The organism is Gimesia benthica, assembly GCF_009720525.1.
Lineage (GTDB): Bacteria > Planctomycetota > Planctomycetia > Planctomycetales > Planctomycetaceae > Gimesia > Gimesia benthica.
The window spans coordinates 5,346,819-5,368,698 of sequence record NZ_CP043930.1 but is presented as its reverse complement, the minus strand read 5'-3'; the positions used below and the strand labels follow the sequence as shown (position 1 = coordinate 5,368,698).

At 53.2% G+C, this 21,880-nt stretch carries 23 protein-coding genes and 1 tRNA gene; 13 read left to right on the top strand and 11 right to left on the bottom strand.

Going from position 1 to position 21,880, the window contains the following annotated elements; all coding sequences use genetic code 11:
• Window positions 1-30: 30 nt before the first annotated feature.
• Window positions 31-603 (bottom strand): MarR family winged helix-turn-helix transcriptional regulator, encoded by a 573-nt coding sequence (locus tag F1728_RS20965; RefSeq protein ID WP_155365714.1) that lies wholly within the window; start codon window positions 601-603, stop codon window positions 31-33.
• A 254-nt stretch (window positions 604-857) separates the two neighbouring features.
• Here F1728_RS20965 and F1728_RS20960 point away from each other — a divergent pair, with 254 nt between their 5' ends.
• A complete protein-coding gene (locus F1728_RS20960) occupies window positions 858-2,285 on the top strand; it encodes a sulfatase family protein (protein ID WP_155365713.1) in 1,428 nt (475 codons plus the stop codon).
• A 10-nt stretch (window positions 2,286-2,295) separates the two neighbouring features.
• Here the strand turns inward: F1728_RS20960 and F1728_RS20955 are convergent, their stop codons facing one another.
• Both F1728_RS20955 and F1728_RS20950 read right to left on the bottom strand, forming a co-directional pair.
• Entirely contained in the window at window positions 2,296-2,805 is a 510-nt protein-coding gene (locus F1728_RS20955) for a hypothetical protein (protein ID WP_155365712.1), read from the bottom strand.
• Window positions 2,806-2,992: 187 nt separating this feature from the next.
• Window positions 2,993-3,397, bottom strand: coding sequence for a hypothetical protein (locus F1728_RS20950; RefSeq protein ID WP_145043247.1), 405 nt, complete (start codon window positions 3,395-3,397; stop codon window positions 2,993-2,995).
• Window positions 3,398-3,806: 409 nt separating this feature from the next.
• Between F1728_RS20950 and F1728_RS20945 the strand changes: the two genes are divergently transcribed.
• A complete protein-coding gene (locus F1728_RS20945) occupies window positions 3,807-4,553 on the top strand; it encodes a sugar phosphate isomerase/epimerase family protein (RefSeq protein WP_228030266.1) in 747 nt (248 codons plus the stop codon).
• A 114-nt stretch (window positions 4,554-4,667) separates the two neighbouring features.
• Here F1728_RS20945 and F1728_RS20940 read toward each other — a convergent pair whose 3' ends face one another.
• Window positions 4,668-6,368, bottom strand: coding sequence for a 30S ribosomal protein S1 (locus F1728_RS20940; protein WP_155365710.1), 1,701 nt, complete (start codon window positions 6,366-6,368; stop codon window positions 4,668-4,670).
• Window positions 6,369-6,551: 183 nt separating this feature from the next.
• Window positions 6,552-7,691, bottom strand: a complete 1,140-nt coding sequence (locus F1728_RS20935; protein ID WP_228030265.1) for a formylglycine-generating enzyme family protein — start codon at window positions 7,689-7,691, stop codon at window positions 6,552-6,554.
• A gap of 151 nt (window positions 7,692-7,842) precedes the next feature.
• On the opposite strand from F1728_RS20935, the gene F1728_RS20930 reads away from it, so the two are divergent.
• The 4 genes from F1728_RS20930 (at window position 7,843) to F1728_RS20915 (ending at window position 10,860) form a co-directional block, all read left to right on the top strand.
• On the top strand, window positions 7,843-8,427 hold the full coding sequence (locus F1728_RS20930) for a hydrolase (RefSeq protein ID WP_155365709.1): 585 nt from the start codon (window positions 7,843-7,845) through the stop codon (window positions 8,425-8,427).
• 65 nt (window positions 8,428-8,492) lie between these two features.
• Window positions 8,493-9,692, top strand: coding sequence for a pyridoxal-phosphate-dependent aminotransferase family protein (locus tag F1728_RS20925; protein WP_145043255.1), 1,200 nt, complete (start codon window positions 8,493-8,495; stop codon window positions 9,690-9,692).
• Between the two features lie 268 nt (window positions 9,693-9,960).
• Window positions 9,961-10,034, top strand: a tRNA-Asp gene (locus F1728_RS20920).
• 127 nt (window positions 10,035-10,161) lie between these two features.
• Entirely contained in the window at window positions 10,162-10,860 is a 699-nt protein-coding gene (locus F1728_RS20915) for a hypothetical protein (protein ID WP_155365708.1), read from the top strand.
• A gap of 119 nt (window positions 10,861-10,979) precedes the next feature.
• Here F1728_RS20915 and F1728_RS20910 read toward each other — a convergent pair whose 3' ends face one another.
• A complete protein-coding gene (locus F1728_RS20910; protein WP_155365707.1) occupies window positions 10,980-11,408 on the bottom strand; it encodes a hypothetical protein in 429 nt (142 codons plus the stop codon).
• A gap of 191 nt (window positions 11,409-11,599) precedes the next feature.
• On the opposite strand from F1728_RS20910, the gene F1728_RS20905 reads away from it, so the two are divergent.
• The 6 genes from F1728_RS20905 (at window position 11,600) to F1728_RS20880 (ending at window position 16,120) form a co-directional block, all read left to right on the top strand.
• A complete protein-coding gene (locus tag F1728_RS20905; RefSeq protein ID WP_155365706.1) occupies window positions 11,600-12,064 on the top strand; it encodes a hypothetical protein in 465 nt (154 codons plus the stop codon).
• A 38-nt stretch (window positions 12,065-12,102) separates the two neighbouring features.
• A complete protein-coding gene (locus F1728_RS20900) occupies window positions 12,103-12,579 on the top strand; it encodes a hypothetical protein (protein WP_155365705.1) in 477 nt (158 codons plus the stop codon).
• A 105-nt stretch (window positions 12,580-12,684) separates the two neighbouring features.
• Complete coding sequence (locus tag F1728_RS20895; RefSeq protein ID WP_155365704.1) at window positions 12,685-13,071, top strand: hypothetical protein; 387 nt, start codon at window positions 12,685-12,687, stop codon at window positions 13,069-13,071.
• Between the two features lie 70 nt (window positions 13,072-13,141).
• Complete coding sequence (locus F1728_RS20890) at window positions 13,142-13,951, top strand: oxidoreductase (RefSeq protein WP_155365703.1); 810 nt, start codon at window positions 13,142-13,144, stop codon at window positions 13,949-13,951.
• A 22-nt stretch (window positions 13,952-13,973) separates the two neighbouring features.
• Window positions 13,974-14,453, top strand: a complete 480-nt coding sequence (locus tag F1728_RS20885; RefSeq protein ID WP_155365702.1) for a hypothetical protein — start codon at window positions 13,974-13,976, stop codon at window positions 14,451-14,453.
• Window positions 14,454-14,680: 227 nt separating this feature from the next.
• On the top strand, window positions 14,681-16,120 hold the full coding sequence (locus tag F1728_RS20880; RefSeq protein ID WP_155365701.1) for a mechanosensitive ion channel family protein: 1,440 nt from the start codon (window positions 14,681-14,683) through the stop codon (window positions 16,118-16,120).
• Window positions 16,121-16,145: 25 nt separating this feature from the next.
• Here the strand turns inward: F1728_RS20880 and F1728_RS20875 are convergent, their stop codons facing one another.
• The 4 genes from F1728_RS20875 to F1728_RS20860 form a co-directional block, all read right to left on the bottom strand.
• Window positions 16,146-16,352: a hypothetical protein gene (locus tag F1728_RS20875; protein ID WP_155365700.1), complete on the bottom strand. Its 207-nt coding sequence runs from the start codon at window positions 16,350-16,352 to the stop codon at window positions 16,146-16,148.
• 94 nt (window positions 16,353-16,446) lie between these two features.
• The gene (locus tag F1728_RS20870; protein WP_155365699.1) at window positions 16,447-16,713 is read right to left on the bottom strand and encodes a hypothetical protein; all 267 of its coding nucleotides are present in this window, start codon (window positions 16,711-16,713) and stop codon (window positions 16,447-16,449) included.
• Between the two features lie 19 nt (window positions 16,714-16,732).
• Window positions 16,733-18,094 (bottom strand): NAD(P)/FAD-dependent oxidoreductase, encoded by a 1,362-nt coding sequence (locus tag F1728_RS20865; protein WP_155365698.1) that lies wholly within the window; start codon window positions 18,092-18,094, stop codon window positions 16,733-16,735.
• Window positions 18,095-18,162: 68 nt separating this feature from the next.
• Entirely contained in the window at window positions 18,163-19,395 is a 1,233-nt protein-coding gene (locus tag F1728_RS20860; RefSeq protein ID WP_155367444.1) for a hypothetical protein, read from the bottom strand.
• A 345-nt stretch (window positions 19,396-19,740) separates the two neighbouring features.
• Between F1728_RS20860 and F1728_RS20855 the strand changes: the two genes are divergently transcribed.
• A complete protein-coding gene (locus tag F1728_RS20855; RefSeq protein WP_155365697.1) occupies window positions 19,741-21,195 on the top strand; it encodes a sulfatase-like hydrolase/transferase in 1,455 nt (484 codons plus the stop codon).
• 10 nt (window positions 21,196-21,205) lie between these two features.
• Here F1728_RS20855 and F1728_RS20850 read toward each other — a convergent pair whose 3' ends face one another.
• Entirely contained in the window at window positions 21,206-21,874 is a 669-nt protein-coding gene (locus tag F1728_RS20850) for an RraA family protein (RefSeq protein WP_155365696.1), read from the bottom strand.
• Window positions 21,875-21,880: the final 6 nt, after the last annotated feature.

The following is a 21,880-nucleotide window of genomic DNA, read 5'->3' as shown; positions in this document are numbered from 1 at the left end:
TGGTCCTGAGAGGAAAGTTCCTCTTTCCATTCAGGCGGCAGGAATATCACGTAAGGCATAAGGGGAAGGGGAGTCGGCAACGGTTCGTACTGTTTCCCGTTGCGAACGTTGAACCTGGGCTGCTTTGAGTAATGTCTGTAGCATCCCGGTTAATTGACGGCGCTGATCCGGAGTGAGTGCGGCCAGCAGACGTTGCGAAACGTTGCCGTGGTACTCTTTCACCCGTTCCAGAATCAGATAGCCTTCTTCTGTCACCTGCAGGACACGTTTTCGACGATCCTGCTGAGACTGTCGGCGTACGACCAGTTGATCACTTTCCATCCGCTCGATCAGTGTGCAGATGTTGGATTCAGACTGGCCCAGTTTGCGTGCCAGTTCCGACTGGGAGCAGCCGGATTCGCGAATGGCGTCAATCACCTTCAAGGCAGCATACCGGACTTCGTTAATCTCCAGATGGGCAAAACTGTTATTCAATGCCGTGCGGATCATGTGAGCGGTGCGGATCAAAAGATCGACCTGTTCGACAAATTCCTGGTGCTGCAGTGATCTCCAGTCTTTCTCGCTTGTGGGAGAGATGGTCGCTGGTTGGTGATCCTGTTCCATATCGAGTCAGCCTCAATTCTGTATATGCGTCTGATGAGTGAGCCTGTAGCTATTTTCCACCGGGAGGCGCGAAACCCCTTCTTCATATTTCGGACATGAAGTATTAGTATCTGAAGGAGTTATCGGCATAACCCGCAAAGTTTTACATAAGTAATGCCCGATTTCTGGTTGCACTTTCCCTCTCAGGAGTGAACAATCGAGTAAATCCGCTACTACACTTTGCATTCAGAAACCCTTCCGGGAGAGCCAGTTACATGACACGAAGCGCACTCAGTCGTCGAATGAACCTTATCTTTTCATTCCCCCTATTCACCCTGCTCGCCGCATTCATGCACATCAATGCTGCCCATGCAGAATCAAAGCCGAATGTGGTTGTGATCTATGCGGATGACCTGGGATATGGGGATCTGGCCTGCTTCGGGCACCCTACAATTAAGACTCCCCATCTGGATCAGATGGCGGAGGAGGGAATGAAATTCACCCAGTTTTACTCAGCAGCTCCGGTCTGTACTCCCAGTCGAGCCGCTTTATTAACGGGGCGCTATCCCATTCGTTCAGGGATGTGCAGTGATAAACGCCGAGTGCTGTTTCCCGATTCAGGGGGCGGCATTCCGGCCAGTGAAGTCACACTGGCAGAAGCGATGAAATCAGCCGGATATCGTACAGCGTGTGTCGGTAAATGGCACCTGGGTCATCTGCCTCAGTTCCTGCCGACCAGCAATGGATTTGACAGCTATTTCGGCATTCCCTATTCCAACGATATGGACCGGGTTGCTGACCGTAAGATGGGTCGAAAGATCTTCCTCGATCCGAAGGTCAAATACTGGAACGTCCCCCTAATGCGGGACACGGATATCGTCGAACAACCCGCCGATCAGACCACAATCACCAAACGCTATACCGAAGAAGCGATCAAGTTTATCAAACAGGATCAGAAGCAGCCGTTCTTCCTGTACCTGGCCCACAATATGCCGCATGTGCCGCTATTCCGCTCTCCGGCATTTGCAGACAAAAGTCTGCGGGGCCTGTATGGCGATGTCATCGAGGAGATTGACTGGAGCGTCGGTCAGGTACTGCAGACACTGCGCGATGAGGGCTTAGACCAGAATACGATCGTCTGGTTTTCCAGCGACAACGGGCCCTGGCTCATCTTTGACGCCCAGGGAGGCTCAGCTGGCCTGTTACGCGATGGTAAAGGCAGCACCTGGGAAGGGGGCATGCGTGAGCCGACACTGGCCTGGTGGCCCGGTCATATTCCCGCGGGAACGGTTTCCCAGGAGCAGGGGAGCACGATGGACATCTACACGACCTCAATCAAGCTGGCAGGTGGTGCTGTCCCCACAGATCGCGTTGTTGATGGTGTAGACCTCACTCCGGTTCTGACGCAGAGTGGTCCCGGCCCGCGCGATGAAATGGTTTATTATCGCGGCACAAAACTGATGGCGATCCGCAAAGGACCGTGGAAAGCACATTTCATCACCAAACCCGCTTACGGCCGGGAACCGTTTAAGGAACATGATCCGCCGGTACTATACCACCTGGAGCATGATCCTTCCGAAAAGTACGACGTCGCCAAGGATCATCCCGAGGTTATCAAAGAACTGAAAGCGGCTGCGGAGAAGCATCGCAAAACGGTAAAACCGGTGCCTTCACAGCTGGAAATTCCGCTCACTCAAAAGTGAGCGGCCCGGCTTACCAGTAGCAGATATACCGCGGTCCATCCTGGTCTTCGCCGACCCGGAAATGGTGTTCCGCGCTGTGATTTTCGCTATGCGGCTGTGATCCCAGACGATCCCAGGCGGCACAGAACAGGGGCAGTTCGCCCGGCTCAAACCCCGCGCGGGGTGGTTCCAGTCGCTGATAGGAATCCTGAATCAGCGCCAGGGCTACTTCGACCACATGTTCGTCGTAGTCCGGCTGAAACAGGAGAACTTCCAGCGCCTGTGCAGCTTGCCGACAATGGTCGAATTCGGGATCACGCAAACATTCAGAGGACTTGCGTTCGATAAACCGCAGGAGGCTGTCAAAACCAAACTGGTTCAGCAGCAGTTTAGTTCGGGGTTCACAGATCAATGCCCGTTTAATCTGTTCGTGTAGCTCTTCGTCGACCTCACAAGGGATTGCCATCCGGCCGTAATCATCCGGGGCCAGTGATTCAATTGCTCTTACAACATCAGCACTCTGGGGTTTCTCAGTATTCATATTCGGAGCTGTTCACAATCTGGTGTTACCGGGATTCACATTTCCATGCAGCAGTCAGCCTGCGTCAGACAGATTATATCCCAAACCGGCAAACTGGTTCATTCCCAATTTCCCCTGAAATGCAAAAGAGCTGACCGGGTTTGCACTCGATCAGCTCTGATGATTCTGGTTTTCGTTCAGCCTGTTTTTATTTCAGGAAGAAGTCATCCGGTCCTTTGTGGGTGTAGTAAGGATACTGGACGATTCCCAGTGGCTGGTTCTGCTGAGGATAGACAGCCGCGGGTGGAACGTACTTATAGGTCTGGTAATGTTTAGGGCGTTTGTTGTAATGGTAGGTATTTTTGTGACCGGTTTTCCAGCCGCCATTACCGTAGCCGGGAGGGCAGTATCCACCGTGCCGACGATGTCCCATCTGCTGAATTGGAGCCTGCTGGCCGGCGTACTGCTGGTGCATTGCCTGTTGATGCTGCATCATCTGAGCCTGTTGCTGCATCAGGAATTCTCCATCAGCCGACTGACCCCGAATGACCTGACTATTCGAACATCCCACAAACAGTGGCAGAATCAGACAAGCGGCCATTTTACATAACATGTGAGGCTTCATTGGCTTCCTTTCCCCCCTGGTTTCCTGTTTTGAGCGAAACTCAATTTTCACTCAGTCTATGATCAATTTGTTACCTGCTGCGAAAGCTGCTGCCGGCGACCTGAGAGAGAGATACAGGATATGCGCCAGCAAATGACTTACTTCTTTTATCGGCCAACGTGTGCCAAACAATAGTTAAAATCCCCAAGAATTGGAAAACCAGTGTAATATTCAAATCTGATCGACCTTGCAGAATCGTCAAAACCGGGATAAATTATCACAGTTTCCTACTCTCTATCAGCCCCTATGGAAGATAGAGAGTCTGGGTCATTTACAAGTTTGAGTTTTCAGGCAAGACCATCGTCAGTGACGGAGTGCTCATTTCGCTTTGTTCTTTGCCAACAAGGGAGTGTTCGGCGTGTTTGTAGCTGCATCATCACGTTGTTTTTCAGATGAATCGTTTGAAGTCAGTTGTGAACGTCTGACGGATCTGGAATACGATAAGATCGAGATCTGGATGGACGAAGAGAGTGATCACCTGAAACCATCAGAGGTCTCTCGATCGCCAGAGGATTTTTATTCACGTTTCCGGGAAGCGACCCGCTTAACGCCGATCGCCTTCTGTCTGGAAAACGATATCGAACCGACGGCCTTCCAGTCGTTGTGCAAAGCCGCCAAACAACTGCGGATCGCACAGATCACAATCCCCGCTTCTCCGCTGGGGACGCCTTTCAACTCGGAAATTGATCGTCTGAAAGCGCTGTTGAAGATCGCCAGTCGTGACGGTATCAGACTGTCTATCAAAACCAAAACCGGTCAACTTACAGAAGACCCGCGCACGGCAACAGAACTCTGCCAGTCCGTCAAAGGCCTGGGTCTGACTCTGGACCCCAGCTATTACACCTGCGGTCCCTATAGCAATACATCCTACGACATGGTGTTCCCCTATGTCTGCCATGTGCACCTGCGAGACTCCACCAGCGATCAGGTACAGGTCCCGGTGGGACTGGGAGAAATTGACTACAGCAGAATGATCAGCATGCTGGAGCGTCAAAACTATAACCAGTTCCTGTCAGTAGAACTGCTGCCCTCACTTCTGAATGGTGTGGATCGTGCTCTGGAACTGCGCAAGCTGCGAATGCTGCTCGAATCAGTCGTGATCTGAGCGACATCGACTCAACGCTTCAAATCGAGCCGAAGTCATTTGAAACAAAAAACGCCGTCTGTTCGATTAAAGACCAGACGGCGTTTTCATTTGACTTAACTTTGCGGGAATGACTTATTTATAGTCATCCGGATTACCGAACAGGCCACCACCGCCGCCTGAACCAGAATTAGTTTCGTCGGCATTGCCTCCCAGCAGCGGACCTTTGCGTTTCCGCTCGTAGGCAGGCTGTGATTCTTCTGCCCGTGCTTCAACAGCGTCTTCCGGTTTCTCGGTCAACGCTTTCAGTGAAAGGCTGATCCGCTTGCGGTTCGGATCGACTTCCAGCACTTTCGCGGACGTCTCCTGGCCTGTCGTCAGCACTTCGGTAACGCGTTTGACCCGACGATGGTCGAGCTCACTGATGTGAACGAGCCCTTCGAGTCCCGGTTCCAGTTCGACGAAAGCACCAAAATCTGTCGTACGTGTTACTTTACCGGTAACTGTTGAACCAGTGGCATAGCGATCTTCAGCCAGTTGCCAGGGATCCTGCTGGAGTTGTTTCATGCCCAGACTGATGCGGTTCTTTTCCTTATCAATCTTGAGGATCTTGACATTGATCTTCTGCATTTCGCTGAGCGCATCTTTGGGATGCTTGATGCGATTCCAGCTGATCTCGCCGATGTGCAGGAAGCCATCGATGCCCCCCAGATCGACGAAAGCACCGTAGTCCTTGATATTCTTCACGGTTCCGGTCAGCTCCTGACCAATGGCCAGTTTCTCCCAGAGTTCCTTCTGAATTTCTTCGCGTTCTGATTCGAGATACTTGCGACGGCTGACTACCAGGTTGCGTTTCTTGGGATTCACTTCGGTGATCTGCACGGTCAGCTTCTGACCTACAAACGGTTCGAGGTCGCCCACGAAATACAGATCGGCCTGGCTGGCGGGCAAAAATCCTCGCAGGCTGCCGACATTGACTTCCAGGCCGCCTTTGTTCGATTTGTTGACGACGCATTCCACCACCTGTCCGACGGCGACAGCATCCCAGTCTCCGGCAGGTTTGTGATGTCCGCGAGGCAGGGAGAGTTGAATCAGGCCTTCAGCTTCTTTGACTGCGGTGACTTTGACTTCGACTTCCTGTCCGATTTCGGGGGTTTTATCGCCGAACTGTCGCAGGGGAACAATGCCGGGAGTTCCGAGTGCCCGGCTTCCCAGATCGATGAAGACATCGTCGTTGTTAATCGATTCCACAATTCCCTTGAGTCGATCGCCTTCCGCCAGTCCTTCTTCCGAACTGCCTGAAGTTGTGGCAGGTTTTTCAACGGCGGCGTCTGCGGCAGCTTCTTCTTCGCTGTATGACTTGGGAAGTTCCTGTGCGCCCTGACCGGAGAGGGCTGCTGCCAGTTCCGCTTCCAGATCATCGCCGAGGTCATCGACGTCATCCGGAATATCGACCGGTTTAGCAGATTCTGCAATCTGCATCATGGCTGCTTCCTGGAGCTGTTCCTGAGTCACTTCGACTTCTTCTTCAGCTTGAGCTTCAGCATCGTCTTTTTTAACGGGTGCACTTGGTGTGGCGCCAGCTGAAGGAATGGCTTTGAACTGCGCGGGATCCACTTTTGGATTCAACTGAACTTTGCGTTCCGGCTTGGCGGCTTCGCTTTCCGCAGCAGCAGGTTCTGCTGAAGCGGAAGCCTGTCCTGCAGATGCAGACTCTGTTTCCTGCTGTTCAGCAGGCTGGCTTTCGGCTGGCTGCTGCTGTTCGGAAGAGGCCTGAATTTCTGCAGACGCTTCGCTGGTTTTGATTTCTTCAGTTGAAGGTTGTTCTGAACTCATGGGAGATCAACTTTCTCGCCTAATTACTTACTTCTAAAATTACAGAAACGAATGGATACGGACCGCCGGACCAGACCCAGGCAGGAACCTGCCCTGAAGCAAAACTTCGATTTTCTTCTTTGCCTGCTATCTGAATTAATTAAAAGGGTATCACCGCTGCAGTGCCCCTGCAATTCGCAGGGACTAGTTTTCCAATTTTTTCACTTTTGCATTTCTGGCTTTTACGCAGCGTAAACCGAGTGCAGGACTGATTGTTTCGGGTGTGATCTTCGCCCGATAAGCGGATCGCAGCCGGTCATAGCGATCTGTCCAGGCGCCGCCCCGGGCAATGCGGTGTGGATTCTCTTGCATCGTATCCCACACGCTGCCATCCGTGGGCGCATCCTGATAATCATCGTGCCAGGGATCGGCAACGAACTCCCAGAGATAGCCGTGCATGTCGTACAGCCCCCAGGGATTTGGTTTGAGTGCCCCGACGGGAGGATCATTGCCGGCTGCATTTCCGGTATGCCAGGCATAGGGATCGAGTAGACTGGCTTCTTTTCCCATTTCACCCGGTTTTTGAGCCTGATCTCCGAAGCTGTAGGCAGTGTCGGTGCCGGCCCGACAGCAGTATTCCCACTCTGCTTCGGTGGGCAGGCGGATCATTTGATCTTTCCTGATCAGTCTATGCTTACGGAGCTGAAGTGTCAGCTGATCACAGAACACATTGGCGGTCTTCCAGTCGAACATTTCCGCGGAATTGCGGGGGCCTTTCCAGCGACTCGGATTACGGCCCATGATGGCTTCATATAGATTCTGAGGAACTTCGTATTTTGAAATCCAGAAATCTTCGGTGAAGGTCACTTCATGTACAGGCTTTTCAGATGGCTCTCCATTCTCAGAGCCCATCTTGAAAGATTTCGGAAACTTCCCCTTGCCTGGTGTGATCAACACGAGTTCATCCACGAACTGTTTCAACAAGCGTATCTGTGCTGCTTCTTCCGCTTGCTTTTCCTTCTCCTTCTGGGCCTGTTCGATTTCTGCCAGCCGATCCTGCATCCAAATTGATTTCTTGCCGGGAACAAAGCCCTGATGTACGCGATCCAGCATCGTTCCGGAAAGATTTGCCGGTAAGATCACCTTACTCCGCTTAAAAATCTGAACGTCTCCAAATTCCCCCAGGTCTGAACTGGCCACGACACCTGAGGTTTTTTTCGATTTCCGCTGCTGTTGTTGCTGGGCGATGACCACGTGAGAACTGACACTTAACAGCAGCATCAAGACAACTGACAGGCAGACCTGACTGGGGACAATCGACGTGAACGATTTCTGATGAGTCATATGCTTCACTACAGATCGGGATTTTGTTAGGGTACACTTTTCAACTCTGAATTTTACCAGCGCAGGACTTGATCCGAAAGTGGAGTCGGGATTTCTACCGGCTGGCTTTCCAATTTCTGCTCCGCCTGTTTAACGCCAGTCAGGTCCGTTCATGACAGAATCAGCCCGTTCTTTTCCCCGCAGTATCGATCTGCTATCGCATCAGGAATGCCGTCTGGTCGTCGTGGACGTTCAGGAAAAACTGCTGCCCGTCATTCCCCAGGGGGATCAACTGGTGGCACGCATTCAGCAACTGATCCAGGCAGCCCGGCTGTTTGAGATACCATTAAGCTGCAGTGAGCAATATCCCAAGGGGCTGGGACCGACGGTTCCCGAGCTGGCAGAGATGCTGCCTGCTCCGCAGGAAAAACTCCATTTCAGTGCCAGCGAGTGTCTGGGCTGGAGCGCTGCTGCCAACATGGCTGACAGCAGAACCAAAGTCGTGCTGACCGGCATTGAGGCACATATCTGTGTGCAGCAGACGGCCCTCGATCTGCTCGCGCTGGGATATCGCGTGACAATCCCCGTCGATGCAGTCGCGAGCCGGAATCAGCTCGACTGGGAAATTGCCCTCAAGCGGATGGAGAATTCGGGAGCCAGCATTACTACCACTGAATCAATTCTGTTTGAATGGTGCGAGGTGGCAGGCACCGATGAATTTAAACAGATAAGTCGCCTGGTGACTGGAAAAAAATGAGTCACCTGGAGTATCGTCGTTAAGAGACCTGACCGCGTTCCATTTAACCAGAACGAGTACCAATCATGAGTATCGAACATCACCAGCATCCTCCCGTCCATCCTCCCCGTCGCACTCTGATGGGCCCTGGCCCCAGTGATGTTTCTGCCAGTGTGCTGGCCGCACTGGGCGCACCGACTGTGGGCCACCTGGATCCCTACTTCCTGAAAGTCATGGACGAAGTGCAGGACATGCTGCGGGAAATCTTCCAGACGCGGAACGAACTGACGCTCGCAGTCAGCGGGACCGGCAGCTCCGGGATGGAAGCCTGTGTGGTGAACCTGCTCGAAGCGGGCGACAAGATCGTGGTCTGCACCAACGGCGTCTTCGGCGGACGTATGGCGGATGTGGCGGGGCGGATTGGAGCTGAAGTTGTTCAGATCGAACGCCCGTTCGGAGAAGTCTTTTCAGTCGAAGAGATCAAAGAAGTTCTGGAGAAAGAAAAGCCGAAGGTCCTGGGAATCGTCCATGCGGAAACATCCACGGGAGCGGCTCAGCCGCTGAAAGAGATTTCGGAAGCAGTCCACGAAGCCGATGCTCTGTTGCTGGTCGACTGTGTGACCTCACTCGGAGGGATGCCCGTCAAAGTGGATGAATGGAACATCGACGCTGCCTACAGCGGCACTCAGAAATGTCTGAGCTGTCCTCCCGGACTGGCACCGGTGACCTTCAGCTCACGTGCCGTCGCCGCCATGGATGCCCGCAAGACCAAGGTCTCCAGCTGGTACCTGGATATGTCGATGGTTCGTTCTTACTGGGGAGATTCGCGAGCCTATCACCATACTGCACCGATTAACATGAATTACGGCCTGCATCAGGCGCTGCGGCTCGTCCTCGAAGAAGGCCTCGAAAACCGCTTTTCGCGGCATTACTCCAATCACTGTGCCCTCAAAGCAGGTCTGAAGGCGATCGGAGTTGAATTCGCCGTTGCGGAAGATCACCAGTTACCGATGCTGAACGCCGTCAAAATTCCGGATGGCATCGACGATGCGACCATCCGCGGTCAACTGCTGAAATGGTTCGGAATTGAGATCGGTGGAGGCCTGGGCCCCATGAAGGGCAAAACATGGCGGATTGGTCTGATGGGCGAAAGCAGCTGTAATACGAACGTGCTGCAGTTCCTCTCGGCTCTGGAACTCTGTCTGCTGCAGGCGGGTTACGAGCTGACCCCCGGGGCCAGCGTTGCCGCTGCAAATGATTTTTACCGCACAACTATCACAGGCTGACCTTCCGGTGGGCTGGAACTTTCAGATTCTGGTCGATTCCCGGCAGGATTTTGTGATGCGTGCGGGTAAGAATTCCGATTCCTAAGATACGACTCTCATGAGACTTGCCGACCACCAAAAGTCGCGTTATATTGAGACGAACCTGAAAGCTGACTCAGAAAGTTTGCATTTCAGTTTTGTGAGAAAATTTTCGAACATTCTCACGAATTTTGTGTCGAATGAGTGGCAATCACCAAAATGATCGCCTATCATTTCCGACCACCTGAAAGGGGCCGTAGCTCAATTGGTTAGAGTACCGGACTGTCGATCCGGGGGTTGCGGGTTCAAGTCCCGTCGGCCTCGCTTTTTGGTTAAAACTGTAAAAGGACATCGAATCATTGATTCGATGTCCTTTTTTCATTTGATACCAGTCTGCAACGGTATAAGCTGTTGCTGAACAATGACTGGTTCATTCCGGGGAGCGAGGGTGATGGACGACTTTCTGTTAACGCTGGCCGCAATCGGCATCCTGCTGGGTGGCTTTTTCATTATGATCGTGGGGGTCTGCCTCTGGGAGAAGCAGTCGATCCAACCCTTCTACTTTCCAGATCCGGGTCAGGAATATCCCCCCGTCCATGCTGCAACCAAAGCGAATAGCGAAGCCTTCCGGCTCGGCTTTGATCATGGCTGCCTCTGTCATTTTGGCAAAGCCCAGATGTATAAAGTGCGTTTTGACTTCTGGACCACACCCGACTGCTCAACGATCGCCACTGTCAGTGGTGGCACGATCCTGAATATACCGAACAAAGCGATCTGGTTCTTCACTAAGTCAACCGATGGACGCGTACTGGCTACCACCAACGAGATTGGGTCGCAGGACATTTCCGGCGTGGTAGAACAGTCGACCTGGTCCAACTACGAGTTCGAGGCCCTGTATCAGAAACACCAGGCGCGGCTGGAGGAAATTGCGATCGAGCCTTTCGAGGCGGACAATCCTGTGGCTGGCTATTTTGAAATCCGAAAAAAACAGGCCGAACAACTCGTCAAACACTCAGACGCTTATTTCCTGGATGAGGAAGAACTGGTCTGGCGTTACAATCTCAAAGGGGCACTCAAGTTTTACTTCATCTCGCAATGGGTACGGCCCCTCAAACGAGGATTGCGTTCGCTGGGCCTGGTCAAGGGATGAAGTGAATTGCAGGTATAAAAAGCTGCAGCAGGCATCATTAGCCTGCAAGCGACTCTAGAGAGCTCTATCACTAAACCCATCGTGCAAGAATAACAAATTCTGCGTTACCCGTCAGGTGCTCAACGATTTTCCGCAGACGTTTCAATCACAGACTTACTGATTGTGTGAACCAGATCATCTTCGGAGGCGGTGTACTCTTCCAAATCCAATGCGTGAGAACGGGACAGGGTAATCTGCAGGCCGCCGACAAGGGTATCGGTGAGTTGAATTCGATCCCGGGCGAACTCAGCGTCCTGGACCACTGTCACATTACCAGCGTAGAGATTGATGAAGTACTGGGTCTGCTGGAGGTGGATTCCGTTATTGTGCGAAAAGCGCAGGGTCCCGTTTGGCGTGACGCGTACATTTTCTACTCGTTCCAGTTTGATCGTATGCCGCTGGAGTTTCACGGTCTGCGTGCTGGCTGATTTCTGATCCTGAGGAGTTACCATCAGAATGGCGAAACCAATCAACAGAACGGCGATGAGACTCAAGGCGATTCTATCCATCATCATTCTCCAGAAAGAATGTGCCTGCTTTCAAGAATCACGCTTGTGATCCTAACTCATCAGCCTGCTCATTCAAGGAGAATGTCGTGTTTTTCTGGAGAGGGATGTTGAGCGTAAGCAATCCAGTTGGATAAACCCTGTTAAGTTTGTAAGTTAAATCAGTCTGAGGTAAATCCTGTATCCGGATAACGATGATGCAAGTTATAATCTCTTATGAGCTACGAAACCATGGATGGGCGATCGTCTCCCTGTCCGACGGTCAGACAACAGTGGAACGTGCTGCCTCCGGTTTGCATGACAGCCTGCTTGATCTGGCACAGATGGCATTATCAATTCTCAGTGGGTCCTCGGATTCAACAGCCTGTTTCCTCGACGAGCCGGGGGAATTACAACTGATAGTCAGACAAAATGATGAAAAGGCAAGCTATGAAGTCCTGTGGTTTCCGGATGGGATTAGAGGAAAAACAACTTCTCGCCAAGATAGTGAGATTCTCCTGCAAGGTGTGACAACAGGCCGGCGCATCGTGCAACAGATTAACCAGGTTCTTTGGAAAATTCACGAACAGATTGAAGCCAGGGATTATCACCGGCGCTGGGGTAAAGAGTTTCCGCTGCACGAGTACCAGCGATTGGCGGAACATGCTGAAAAAATGTGAAGACTAAATTTTAAAAACATATCGCGAAAGTATAAATCATGATCGACCCCTGTTTTGAACTGGGGTTCTCTCTGGAACTGGGCGGCCAATATTCCTGGCGTCTGAAAGAGGGAGAACTGCGCTATCGCGGGACCCGGGAATATGCGGGGCTGATTGAAGGTCGTATTCCCGCCTCTGACGAGCAGGTTGAATGTTTCGTTGCAGCTCTGGATCTGCTGGATACCTGGAACTGGCGGGACGACTATCATCCGCAGGACGTGCAAATGGATGTGCTGGACGGAGGGCACTGGTGGTTCAAGGCAAAATTAAATGATCGTGTCTGTAACACCGCTGGCGAGAACGCCTATCCCTCGTATCATGACCCCAGACAGACGACTTTGAACCCGGAACGCTTCGAGTTGCTGCGCGCTGGACTCTACGAGGCGTTTCAGATCGAGCACTTTATCTATCAGGCCCGCTGGCGACAACAGCAGGCAGAACGCCTCGCTTCTGACGAAACGAGTTCCCAGGAATAAGCGGATTGTGTTGTTCGATGCAATCGCGATAAAATCACACGTTTATCGGGGATCACACAAAGCCCCCTGTTTGTTTGCCTCCCTTCAAAAGATAGTCTCACCCGCATGGACTTTAACGAAGACTTCAACAACTGGCTGACCGCTGCGCTCACTGAGGACATCCCGGATGATGTAGCAGCGTTCCATTTTAATCTGTATGAATCTGCGGGTGACGATGAGATCAGGTTTGGCATCGACCTGGTCGGCACAGGGAGTTTCGATCTTGAAGATGATGACTGGGCCTGCGAGGAGGTCTGGACGCCTGAGCAACGAATGCTGTATATTCCCCTTGAGGCCTCCGGGACAGAGTGGGAGGCGTGTCTCTCCTGCATGAAGTCTCTGGTTCAGAATTATCTCAATACAGTACAGGGCCCTGCTGAAAAGCTGAAGTCCGGAGCCGCGGTCGGCATCGGGTTTGTGGATGGTGACATCGAACTGGCCTGGCAGAGATAATGCGTGTACGAACCGCGACTGGTCGGCGACTAACACAACAAGCAATTCAACTGAACGGAGTCAGAACAGTATGAAGACAGTCTTGATCACCGGTGCTTCTGCCGGATTTGGAAAACTGGTTGCTGAAAAACTGCTGGCGAAAGGCTATACCGTATACGCGGCAGCACGGCGGGTCGAGCGGATGCAGGACCTGAAAGCCAAAGGCGCTCATGTGATGCACATGGATGTGACCGATAACGAATCCGTCAAAGCAGGAGTGGGGCGAGTTCTGGATGAACAGCAGCGAATCGATGTGCTGTTCAACAACGCGGGCTACGGTTCGTACGGCACAATTGAAGACATCCCACTGGAAGAGATTCAGCGTCAGTATGATGTCAATGTCTTCGGCATGGGACGCTTAATCCAGGCGGTTCTCCCACAGATGCGTCAGCAGCGTTCGGGGACTATCATCAATACATCGTCAGTAGTCGGTCAGATTTCAACAGCCGTGGTGGGCTGGTACGCTTCGACCAAACACGCCGTCGAAGCTTTTTCGGATGCGCTGCGGATGGAGGTCAAGCCGCTGGGAATTGACGTGGTCATCATCGAGCCTGGAGCCGTCAAAACTGAATTCGACGAAGTCGCCTTTGGTACCCTCGATAGTCTGGATCTCGCGGAAGACTATAAGCCTTTAGTCTCCGGCTTCCGTAAATATACCGGCGGAATGTATGCCAAGTGCCCGGGTCCGGAAGGGACAGCGAACGCCGTGATCAAAGCGATCGAGGCCAAAAACCCCAAGACCCGCTACGCAACAACGATGGACGCCAAGCTGCTACCCCGCGTGAAGCGACTGTTGACGGACAAGCTGTTCGATAAGGTTGTATTGAGTCAGATGAAATAATATTTTTCAGAGCAGTTCCACCATGAACTTCAAACGGGGACTCATCGCCGGCGTGATTGGTACCGCGACAGGTGCTCTGCTGCCCATCATCCTGATTGGCGGCTATACCCTGTTTTACTGGTTCTGGCACGATTCCCCCGCAATGGACCGCGAAGCTGATCTGGCTTACTGGCGCACCTATGGGGCGGGAACGGTAATTGGTATGGCACTCTTCTTTGGCCTGAGTGCCTGGGCGACTTACACTCCACCCGGAAAACATCGCTTTGTCGGCACTTTGGGAATCCTGACTCTGTGCTCGTTGCTCCCGATGATTTTTCTGGATCTGATCCTTGGGCCTTCACCCCCGACTCACAAAGGCATGGAGCATCAGACGGACTGGTCTGATATTTTGTTTTTTTCATTACCACTGCTGGCGGTCGCCTGTCTGATTGTTCTCTTCCGCTGGTTCAAGTTCTCTGACTCTGAAGCAACCGCTGCGTCTCCCCAGTCTCATCCGGGTTGAGAATCCAGTCCTTTTCCTGACTGACGATCGATCAGGGTGCGCGTTCAACGACCAGTTGAGTATGCCGTTGTGAGAGAGCCAGCGGCTTTGCATGGTAGATCATGCCTGAAATGTATTTAACCAATCAGCGCCAATGGTACGGCATGTGCTTTAAATATTGAGCGGCTCTTCTGCAGAGCAGCTTCAAAAATGACATCACCCCTACACTTCACAGACGGGAGTTTTCCATGCCTGCACTGATTCGGTTCTTTCTCATACTCAGCATGGTGGCAGGAGGTCCGTCGGTCAGCAGGGGGCAGGAACAGGAACCGGCAGAATCAGCGCCCGCTGAACCGCAGTCGGTTGAGGAGACCGTGCCGGCGCCGAAAGCGGTGAATGTCACACCCGCTGCCCTTGATGTTGATATTTCGCGACGACTGACGCATATTCTGGAAGCGACTGAATGGTTTACCGAACCGGAAGCAGACGTCGATGAAGGAGTCGCCTTTCTCACGGGAACGACTGACGATGAAAGGTACCGCACCTGGGCTGGGGAGCTGGCGCGAAACACTCAGGATGTCGTGGCGGTGGTCAACCGGATTCAAGTGCGACAGCCGCCCTTGTGGGACATGAGTGCGTCATTTGTGCCAATGCGGGAAATGCTGCGGAACACGGTGCGCGCAATTCCGACTATCATCATGGCACTCCTGATCCTGCTGCTGACCTGGCTGAGTATGCTGCTCTGCGGCTGGGTAGCGGATTGGACGCTTCTGAGTCGCGTGGATAACAAGCTGTTGAAAGGGGTACTGCGGAAAGCACTGCTGTTGATTGTCCTGCTGTTCGGCATCTACCTGGTGCTGCAGATCTCCGGTCTGACGCGTCTGGCGACCACTGTGATTGGCGGGACCGGGCTGATCGGTTTGATTATCGGGATCGCCTTCCGGGACATTGCAGAAAACTTCCTGGCCAGCATTCTGATCAGCATGCAGAATCCGTTTCGCTATGGTGATCTGATCGAGGTTGAAGGGGTTGAGGGCTTTGTTCAACGGGTTAATACCCGCGGTACCCTGCTGATGACGCTGGAAGGCAATCACGTTCAGATTCCAAACTCGATCATCTACAAAAGCAAGATTGAGAACTTCACCTCGAATCCCAAAGTCCGGCTCGACTTCCTCATCGGCGTGGGGTATGACGTACCGCTCATCGAAGCGCAGACACTTGCGAAAACGACGCTGGGACAGCACCCGGCTGTGCTCGACGATCCCGAACCTCTGGTGCTGGTCGAAAACCTGGCAGCCTCGACCGTCAATCTGCGTCTGTATTACTGGATCGACGGCCATAAGCACAGCGTACTCAAAGTCAATTCCGCCTTAATGCGTCAGGTCAAGACGGCGTTCGAAGAACAGGGTTTCTCGATGCCCGACGACGCCCGCGAAGTCATCTTCCCGCAGGGAGTACCAGTTCAGATGCTGGAAGGAGATCAGGAGCCCTCTGTGGAACCAGCCCCTACGCGACTGCCTGCCCGACCGCGGCCCGTCAATCTGAAGGACGAAGAGACGGTATCGGAGGCGGAAGGGGAACTGACCAACGAATACAACGACATCAAACGCCAGAGCCAACAGGCCCGCGATCCGGAAGAAGACTCAACCGATCTGCTGGCGGATACGCCTAAGCAGGATGTGGAGTAACCCGACCGCCGAGCAGGATAGCAGTTCAGTTGCGGTACAGAGCATTGGCCAGGAGACCGAAGGCAAAGGCGGAGGCCAGCAGATAGATTCCCCCTGCCCCCAGGTTCTCAGTCATGGCAATTAAGGCACCCACAATGCCCAGAAACCCGGTGACAATCGATCCAAAATAAACCATGCCTGCGGTAGCGGTGGCTTTTTGACGGAGTTCAGTTTCCTGATTTGTTGTTTCCATGAGTGTGTCTCCTTAGATTAAATAGTCTTGAGACGTCTGCAGTGAGCCTCTGAAACTTTTGGTTCTCCAGCGACATTGCAGTCAGCAGTTTTTCTCATCCATTTCCACAATACCAGGCGCAGCCGAGTGCGCACACCAGGATCAGCAGGGAAATCGGAATTCTATAGACATAAACAAAGTCAGCCAGACTCAACCAGACGAGGACTCCGGAAGGAACTTCCATTCCATAGTTCTGTTCTCGTGAGAGATCTCCACCGCGCTGCTGCAGTTCCTGTCCAAACACATGTCTGACCACCCAGCGGAACAAAAACATTCCCAGGATCAACAGGCCGGCCACGACGAGTGCCATCAGGAAATTCACTGAAGCTCCCTTGTCAGGTTTACTGCTCTTCGTCCTTATGACGATGCAACAGGTGGCGACGTTTTTCCTCTTCGCGTTTCTGTCGTTCCGAGTACAGGCGTTTGATATGTACCTGGGGATCGCCGGTAATCAGTCGTGAGCGGCGGGTCTTCCAGATGTAGTTCCAGAGCCAGTCGAGCATGACTTTGAAGCGATTACGGAATCCGACAAGAAACATGACATGCAGGATATTCCAGGAGATCCAGCCCAGGATGCCGCTGTAATGCACCTTCCCGATCGCAGCGATCGCGTTCCCCCGGCCGATCATCGCCATCGAACCTTTGTCATAATAACTGAAAGCGGGACGTTCTTTGGGCGCCGTCCCCTCGAGCTCCTGCTTAATGATCTCGGCAACAAAGCGCCCCGTCTGGATCGCACCCTGGGCGACGCCGGGAACCGGCTTTCCAGTTTTGGCATCGGTCGCGTGGGCAGCATCCCCTACGACGAAGACTTCGGGATGACCGGGGATTGACATGTCCGGGTTGACGACAATCCGGCTGCCGCGATCGGTTTCGACATCCAGTTCTTTAGCCAGGTCCTGTCCCTGGACGCCCGCCGCCCAGAAGACGTTCTCTGCGGGAATCGTCTCGTCGCCGATGACGACCCCTTCCGAAGTGACGTCGTTTACGTGAACCTGCAGGTGGATTTCGACGCCCATTTTTTCGAGCACTTCCTGAGCTTTCTTACCCAGATCTTCAGGCATGGGGCCCACGAGACGTTCCCCGCCATCGACGAGAATCACGCGGGCCATGTCACAGTGGACGTTGCGGAATTCTTTCGGCAGCGTTTCGGTGGCGACCTCTTTCACGGCGCCTGCCAGTTCGACGCCCGTCGGTCCGCCCCCCACGATAACGAAGGTCAGCTTCTTGCGGCGGGACTCTTCATCGGCTTCCCATTCCGCTTCTTCGAATGCGAGGAAGAGGCGGCGGCGGATTTCCAGGGCATCGTCAATCGTTTTGAGACCGGGCGCGTGCACGCGAAATTCGTCATGTCCGAAGTAGGACTGCTGGGCACCGGTGGCGATGACCAGGTAATCGTAGTCCATTTCGCCCCCGTCAAACTGCACGAGCTTTTTATCGAAGTCAATGTCGGTGACTTTGCCCAGGGCCACGTGCACGTTCTTCTGTTTCCAGAGGATCTTGCGGATCGGCGCGGCGATATTCGCGGGATCGAGCTCTCCGGTTGCCACCTGGTACAGCAGAGGCTGAAACAGGTGGTAATTCCGTTTGTCGATCAGATCAATCTCCACCGCGACATTCTTGAATGCCTTGACGACGTTGATGCCCGCGAAGCCTCCGCCGATGATGACCAGCCGTGGCAGTTCCTTAGAAGTCTGATTCATAGAGTTCTCAATTCCTGGTGTGAGTAGAGCAGCGCAGAATTCCGGGGGACGTCAGGGCGGAGCATCTGTCAGTCGAAGACGTGCCCGTGATCATAGCGCTCGTCCTTGCCTGCCGCCTCGGTCAACGCAGCCACGTTGGACTTGGTGAAGAAGCCTTCATAGGCGTGGCAGCGTTCCACATATTCGGTAATCAGAATCGAATACTGGGAATGCTTGGAGAAAATCTGCTTCAGGTTGGGTTCATCCAGACATTCCCCGACTACGTGTGCCAGGAAGGGAATGCCTTTGTCTTTGAGGGTCTGGACGACGTAATCCACGTTTTTCTCACCAGACTTGTGATCCCCGTCGAGTACTTCGTACGCCACGTGGTGCAGACGGCGTCCATAATTGCGTACGAAGTCTTCGGTAGGCATCGGCAGATTTTCGAACGAATTCACAAAGGAAGGCGTGTTGTTGGCTGTGAAGACCTTGGCCGGTGACTTTTTATCGTTGTCGACATAGCCATTCCGGGTCACGTTCGTTGACGAGTTCATCTCCGAAATATTGTATGCCCCCCAGAAGTAGTGATTGGACATCGTCAGAAATTCCAGGATGGCATCTTCCCGCTCGCCGGCCAGAATCCGGGTTGCCAGGTGATCGACCCCCAAAACCAGCTTATTCAGCTTATGAGCTTCACCGAAGGCGAGTACCTGGTTCAGGGAATCCATCACTTCAGGTTCGAGTTCGAAGGGGGTACCCAGTTGGAGTACGTCGTAATCGTCGATGTTCTCCTGCGTATAGCCGACGCGGTTACAGGTAAAATCAGAAGGGAAGGTAAAGACGAAATGCGCGTCAGTGAAGAACGGGTTCTTGGTTTCATGATGATAATTGAAACGGACGCTGTGCGATTCGAGCGTGCTCCGCGTTTCGTTCACATCTTTAGTACTGAAGATTTCTCCGATGTAGCGGGCGTTCGGCTTTTTGCTGGAGAGCGGATACAGCCGATTGAACATGGTGATTTCGTCGGCGTAATCCTTGTCGCGTGGCTCCAGAACAAACATCCGCGGGTAATCGGGGTGCGAGGTGAGCACGTAGACGTTGTGTGTATTGTTCTTGAAGGCCGCTGAAAAACGATAGGGGCCCATCAGATAGAGTTCATGCAGGTAAGGCAGCACTTCTCCGGTTTCAACCTGCAGGACGATCCCCCGCATCGTTCCGAGCAGATCTTCGATCCCGCTGGACTTGCGGCGTTCGAAAATTTTCATCCGGTATTCTTCGAAAAACTCAGAATTCTTTTTATCGCCGCCCGGCTGATAGGTCATGGGATCAATGCTCACGGATGCTTTCCTTTTCTGAAACCTGAAATGCGTGGTTATCTTCCTGAACTGAACGGGAGAAAAGAACCAGGGAGGGAATGTGTCAGCCCGGGACATTCTTCCATGGCAGATGCTATGTTACCCTGTCCAATTCGATTTGTAATCGCTGTTTTCTTAACTTTTCGAGTCCGTTCTTAATTATTGGATTCTTCACAGAGGCCGAGTTCCGGGAGACGGATGCTAAAGCAGAAACCTGAAACGCAAATCCGGAATGACAGGCGTCGACTCAACGACTATGCTGGGGTTACTGTAGCAATTCATGCGTTTGAGGTGTAGGGGGATTTGAGAACCATGCCACGTTTGATTGAATTGAGAATTCAGGCATTCCTGTACTGCCTGCTGCTGGTCCTGGGCGGCTTCACTTTCTGCCGGACATCGCTGGCGGAAGACTCCCGACGCCCGAATATTGTGATGATCATTTCCGACGATCAGACCTATCGGGACTTCGGGTTCATGGGAAACAGGCAGATCAAAACGCCACAGATTGACCAGTTGGCGGCCCAGTCGGCCCGGTTTGTCAACGGCTATCTGCCAACGAGCGTCTGCAGCCCCTCGCTGGCGACATTGCTGACCGGCCTCTATCCTCATCAGAGCGGTATTCATTACAATCACCCTCCGCCAGGCAATAGTGCCTTCAACCGGATGACCTCCCGCAAGGAGTACGAGCAGACCCGCAGCACGGCTTTTCAATTGATTCAGTCCGTCGATACACTACCGCGGCTGCTCGCTACCCACGGCTATCGTTGCCTGCAGACCGGGAAGTTCTGGGAAGGCCATTACCGCAATGCCGGCTTCACAGAGGGGATGACGATTTTCGAACCGGTCCCGGGGCAGACCTTTGGAGGGAATCGCAAGCTGGCTAACGGCACTCTCGCGGCTCACGGTAATGGAGACTGGGGCCTCAAGATCGGTCGCGAGACGATGCAGCCGATCTATGATTTCGTCAAAGACTGCGAAAAAGACTCCACCCCCTGGCTGGTCTGGTATGCCCCGTATCTGCCGCATCAGCCCCACGATTCTCCCCAGAAGTATTTCGATCTTTATCGCAATCAACCGGGTGTGAAGAAAAACGAAATCGCTTATTATGCCAGCTGCACGGAGTTCGATGATACGGTCGGAGACTTAGTCCGCTTCGTCGAAAAAGAAGCGGACGTAAAAAACACGCTGTTCCTGTTCGTGATCGACAACGGCTGGACTCCGGGTGAGCGACCCATGCAGCCACGAGAAAATTATCACCACACGAAGGCCAGCAAACGATCTCCATTTGAAGACGGACTACGCTCGCCGATCCTGATCCGCTGGGATGGCGTGACCCAGCCTGCGACGCTCACAGAACTGGTCAGCAGCATCGATGTGGTGCCGACACTGCTCAACGCGGCCGGCCTCAAAAAAGAGGCACAGCGACTGCCCGGCGTAAACCTGTTACCGGCTGCGGAAGGCAAAGAAGCGTTACCATCTGACCGCGCCGTGTATGGGGCGATTTTTCCAGGCGATGCGAGTTCCCTCAAACATCCGGAACGGGATGTTGCCCATCGCTGGGTGCGTCAAGGGAATCTCAAGCTCATCACGTCACACAACGCGAACGCGCAGGGTAAAACCTGGAACAATTACACGCGAGGCGATGTGCTGTATGATGTGGTCAAAGATCCGGGGGAATCCAATAACCTGATCGACGATCCCCAATTCAAAGCCCGGCAGCAAACATTACACAAGCTGCTGAACCAGTGGTGGAATCCGGAATCGTAACGGCCGTCGATCAAAGTATCCCGTATTTGGCGAAGGCTTCGGTGGCGGACATGCCCGCCTTAATACTGTCACGGAATGTGTTTTCTTCGTGCACCTTCTGCCAGGCGAGACGAATGACTTTGTCTTCGACTTCCTGGGGGACAACCACGATGCCATCCACGTCGGCGATCACCAGGTCACCGGGGGAGAAGTTGACACCTCCGATCTCGACGGGAATGTCGAGGTCGATAATCCGCTGGCGGTCTTTACTGTCATAAGGGGATGTGCCGACGGCCCAGACGGGGAAGGACATTTCCCGCATCTGTCGAACATCGCGAACGGCTCCATCGATGATCGCTCCGCAGCAGCCCCGGTGTTTCACAGCGGTAGAGAGGAGTTCGCCCCAGATGCCCGACCGCATCGAACCGCTGGCAGCGGCGATGAAGATTTCATCCGCGTTAATCGAATCAACGCCTTTGAGTTCCAGTTCGTAAGGGCTGGAGTCCGTGTGGTACATGTCGGCCCAGAGGCTGGTTTTGCAGCGGCCCACGACGACATCCTCGACCGTCATCGGGAAGAGCTCCTTGCGGGGAGACTGGTTGGTCAGGCCGATGGAATCCAGGGCATCACAGACGATGGCCGAATAGAGGGATTCCCGCATCATGTCCAGCGTAATTGTTTCAGGGGTCGGATTATTCATGGTGTG

What these genes read in the sequence shown, in the direction of transcription:
- F1728_RS20965 (WP_155365714.1), bottom strand. Translation starts at nt 603, where the DNA reads ATGGAACAGGATCACCAACCAGCGACCATCTCTCCCACAAGCGAGAAA.
- F1728_RS20960 (WP_155365713.1), top strand. Translation starts at nt 858, where the DNA reads ATGACACGAAGCGCACTCAGTCGTCGAATGAACCTTATCTTTTCATTC.
- F1728_RS20955 (WP_155365712.1), bottom strand. Translation starts at nt 2,805, where the DNA reads ATGAATACTGAGAAACCCCAGAGTGCTGATGTTGTAAGAGCAATTGAA.
- F1728_RS20950 (WP_145043247.1), bottom strand. Translation starts at nt 3,397, where the DNA reads ATGTTATGTAAAATGGCCGCTTGTCTGATTCTGCCACTGTTTGTGGGA.
- F1728_RS20940 (WP_155365710.1), bottom strand. Translation starts at nt 6,368, where the DNA reads ATGAGTTCAGAACAACCTTCAACTGAAGAAATCAAAACCAGCGAAGCG.
- F1728_RS20935 (WP_228030265.1), bottom strand. Translation starts at nt 7,691, where the DNA reads ATGACTCATCAGAAATCGTTCACGTCGATTGTCCCCAGTCAGGTCTGC.
- F1728_RS20930 (WP_155365709.1), top strand. Translation starts at nt 7,843, where the DNA reads ATGACAGAATCAGCCCGTTCTTTTCCCCGCAGTATCGATCTGCTATCG.
- F1728_RS20925 (WP_145043255.1), top strand. Translation starts at nt 8,493, where the DNA reads ATGAGTATCGAACATCACCAGCATCCTCCCGTCCATCCTCCCCGTCGC.
- F1728_RS20915 (WP_155365708.1), top strand. Translation starts at nt 10,162, where the DNA reads ATGGACGACTTTCTGTTAACGCTGGCCGCAATCGGCATCCTGCTGGGT.
- F1728_RS20910 (WP_155365707.1), bottom strand. Translation starts at nt 11,408, where the DNA reads ATGGATAGAATCGCCTTGAGTCTCATCGCCGTTCTGTTGATTGGTTTC.
- F1728_RS20905 (WP_155365706.1), top strand. Translation starts at nt 11,600, where the DNA reads ATGATGCAAGTTATAATCTCTTATGAGCTACGAAACCATGGATGGGCG.
- F1728_RS20900 (WP_155365705.1), top strand. Translation starts at nt 12,103, where the DNA reads ATGATCGACCCCTGTTTTGAACTGGGGTTCTCTCTGGAACTGGGCGGC.
- F1728_RS20895 (WP_155365704.1), top strand. Translation starts at nt 12,685, where the DNA reads ATGGACTTTAACGAAGACTTCAACAACTGGCTGACCGCTGCGCTCACT.
- F1728_RS20890 (WP_155365703.1), top strand. Translation starts at nt 13,142, where the DNA reads ATGAAGACAGTCTTGATCACCGGTGCTTCTGCCGGATTTGGAAAACTG.
- F1728_RS20885 (WP_155365702.1), top strand. Translation starts at nt 13,974, where the DNA reads ATGAACTTCAAACGGGGACTCATCGCCGGCGTGATTGGTACCGCGACA.
- F1728_RS20880 (WP_155365701.1), top strand. Translation starts at nt 14,681, where the DNA reads ATGCCTGCACTGATTCGGTTCTTTCTCATACTCAGCATGGTGGCAGGA.
- F1728_RS20875 (WP_155365700.1), bottom strand. Translation starts at nt 16,352, where the DNA reads ATGGAAACAACAAATCAGGAAACTGAACTCCGTCAAAAAGCCACCGCT.
- F1728_RS20865 (WP_155365698.1), bottom strand. Translation starts at nt 18,094, where the DNA reads ATGAATCAGACTTCTAAGGAACTGCCACGGCTGGTCATCATCGGCGGA.
- F1728_RS20860 (WP_155367444.1), bottom strand. Translation starts at nt 19,395, where the DNA reads ATGACCTATCAGCCGGGCGGCGATAAAAAGAATTCTGAGTTTTTCGAA.
- F1728_RS20855 (WP_155365697.1), top strand. Translation starts at nt 19,741, where the DNA reads ATGCCACGTTTGATTGAATTGAGAATTCAGGCATTCCTGTACTGCCTG.
- F1728_RS20850 (WP_155365696.1), bottom strand. Translation starts at nt 21,874, where the DNA reads ATGAATAATCCGACCCCTGAAACAATTACGCTGGACATGATGCGGGAA.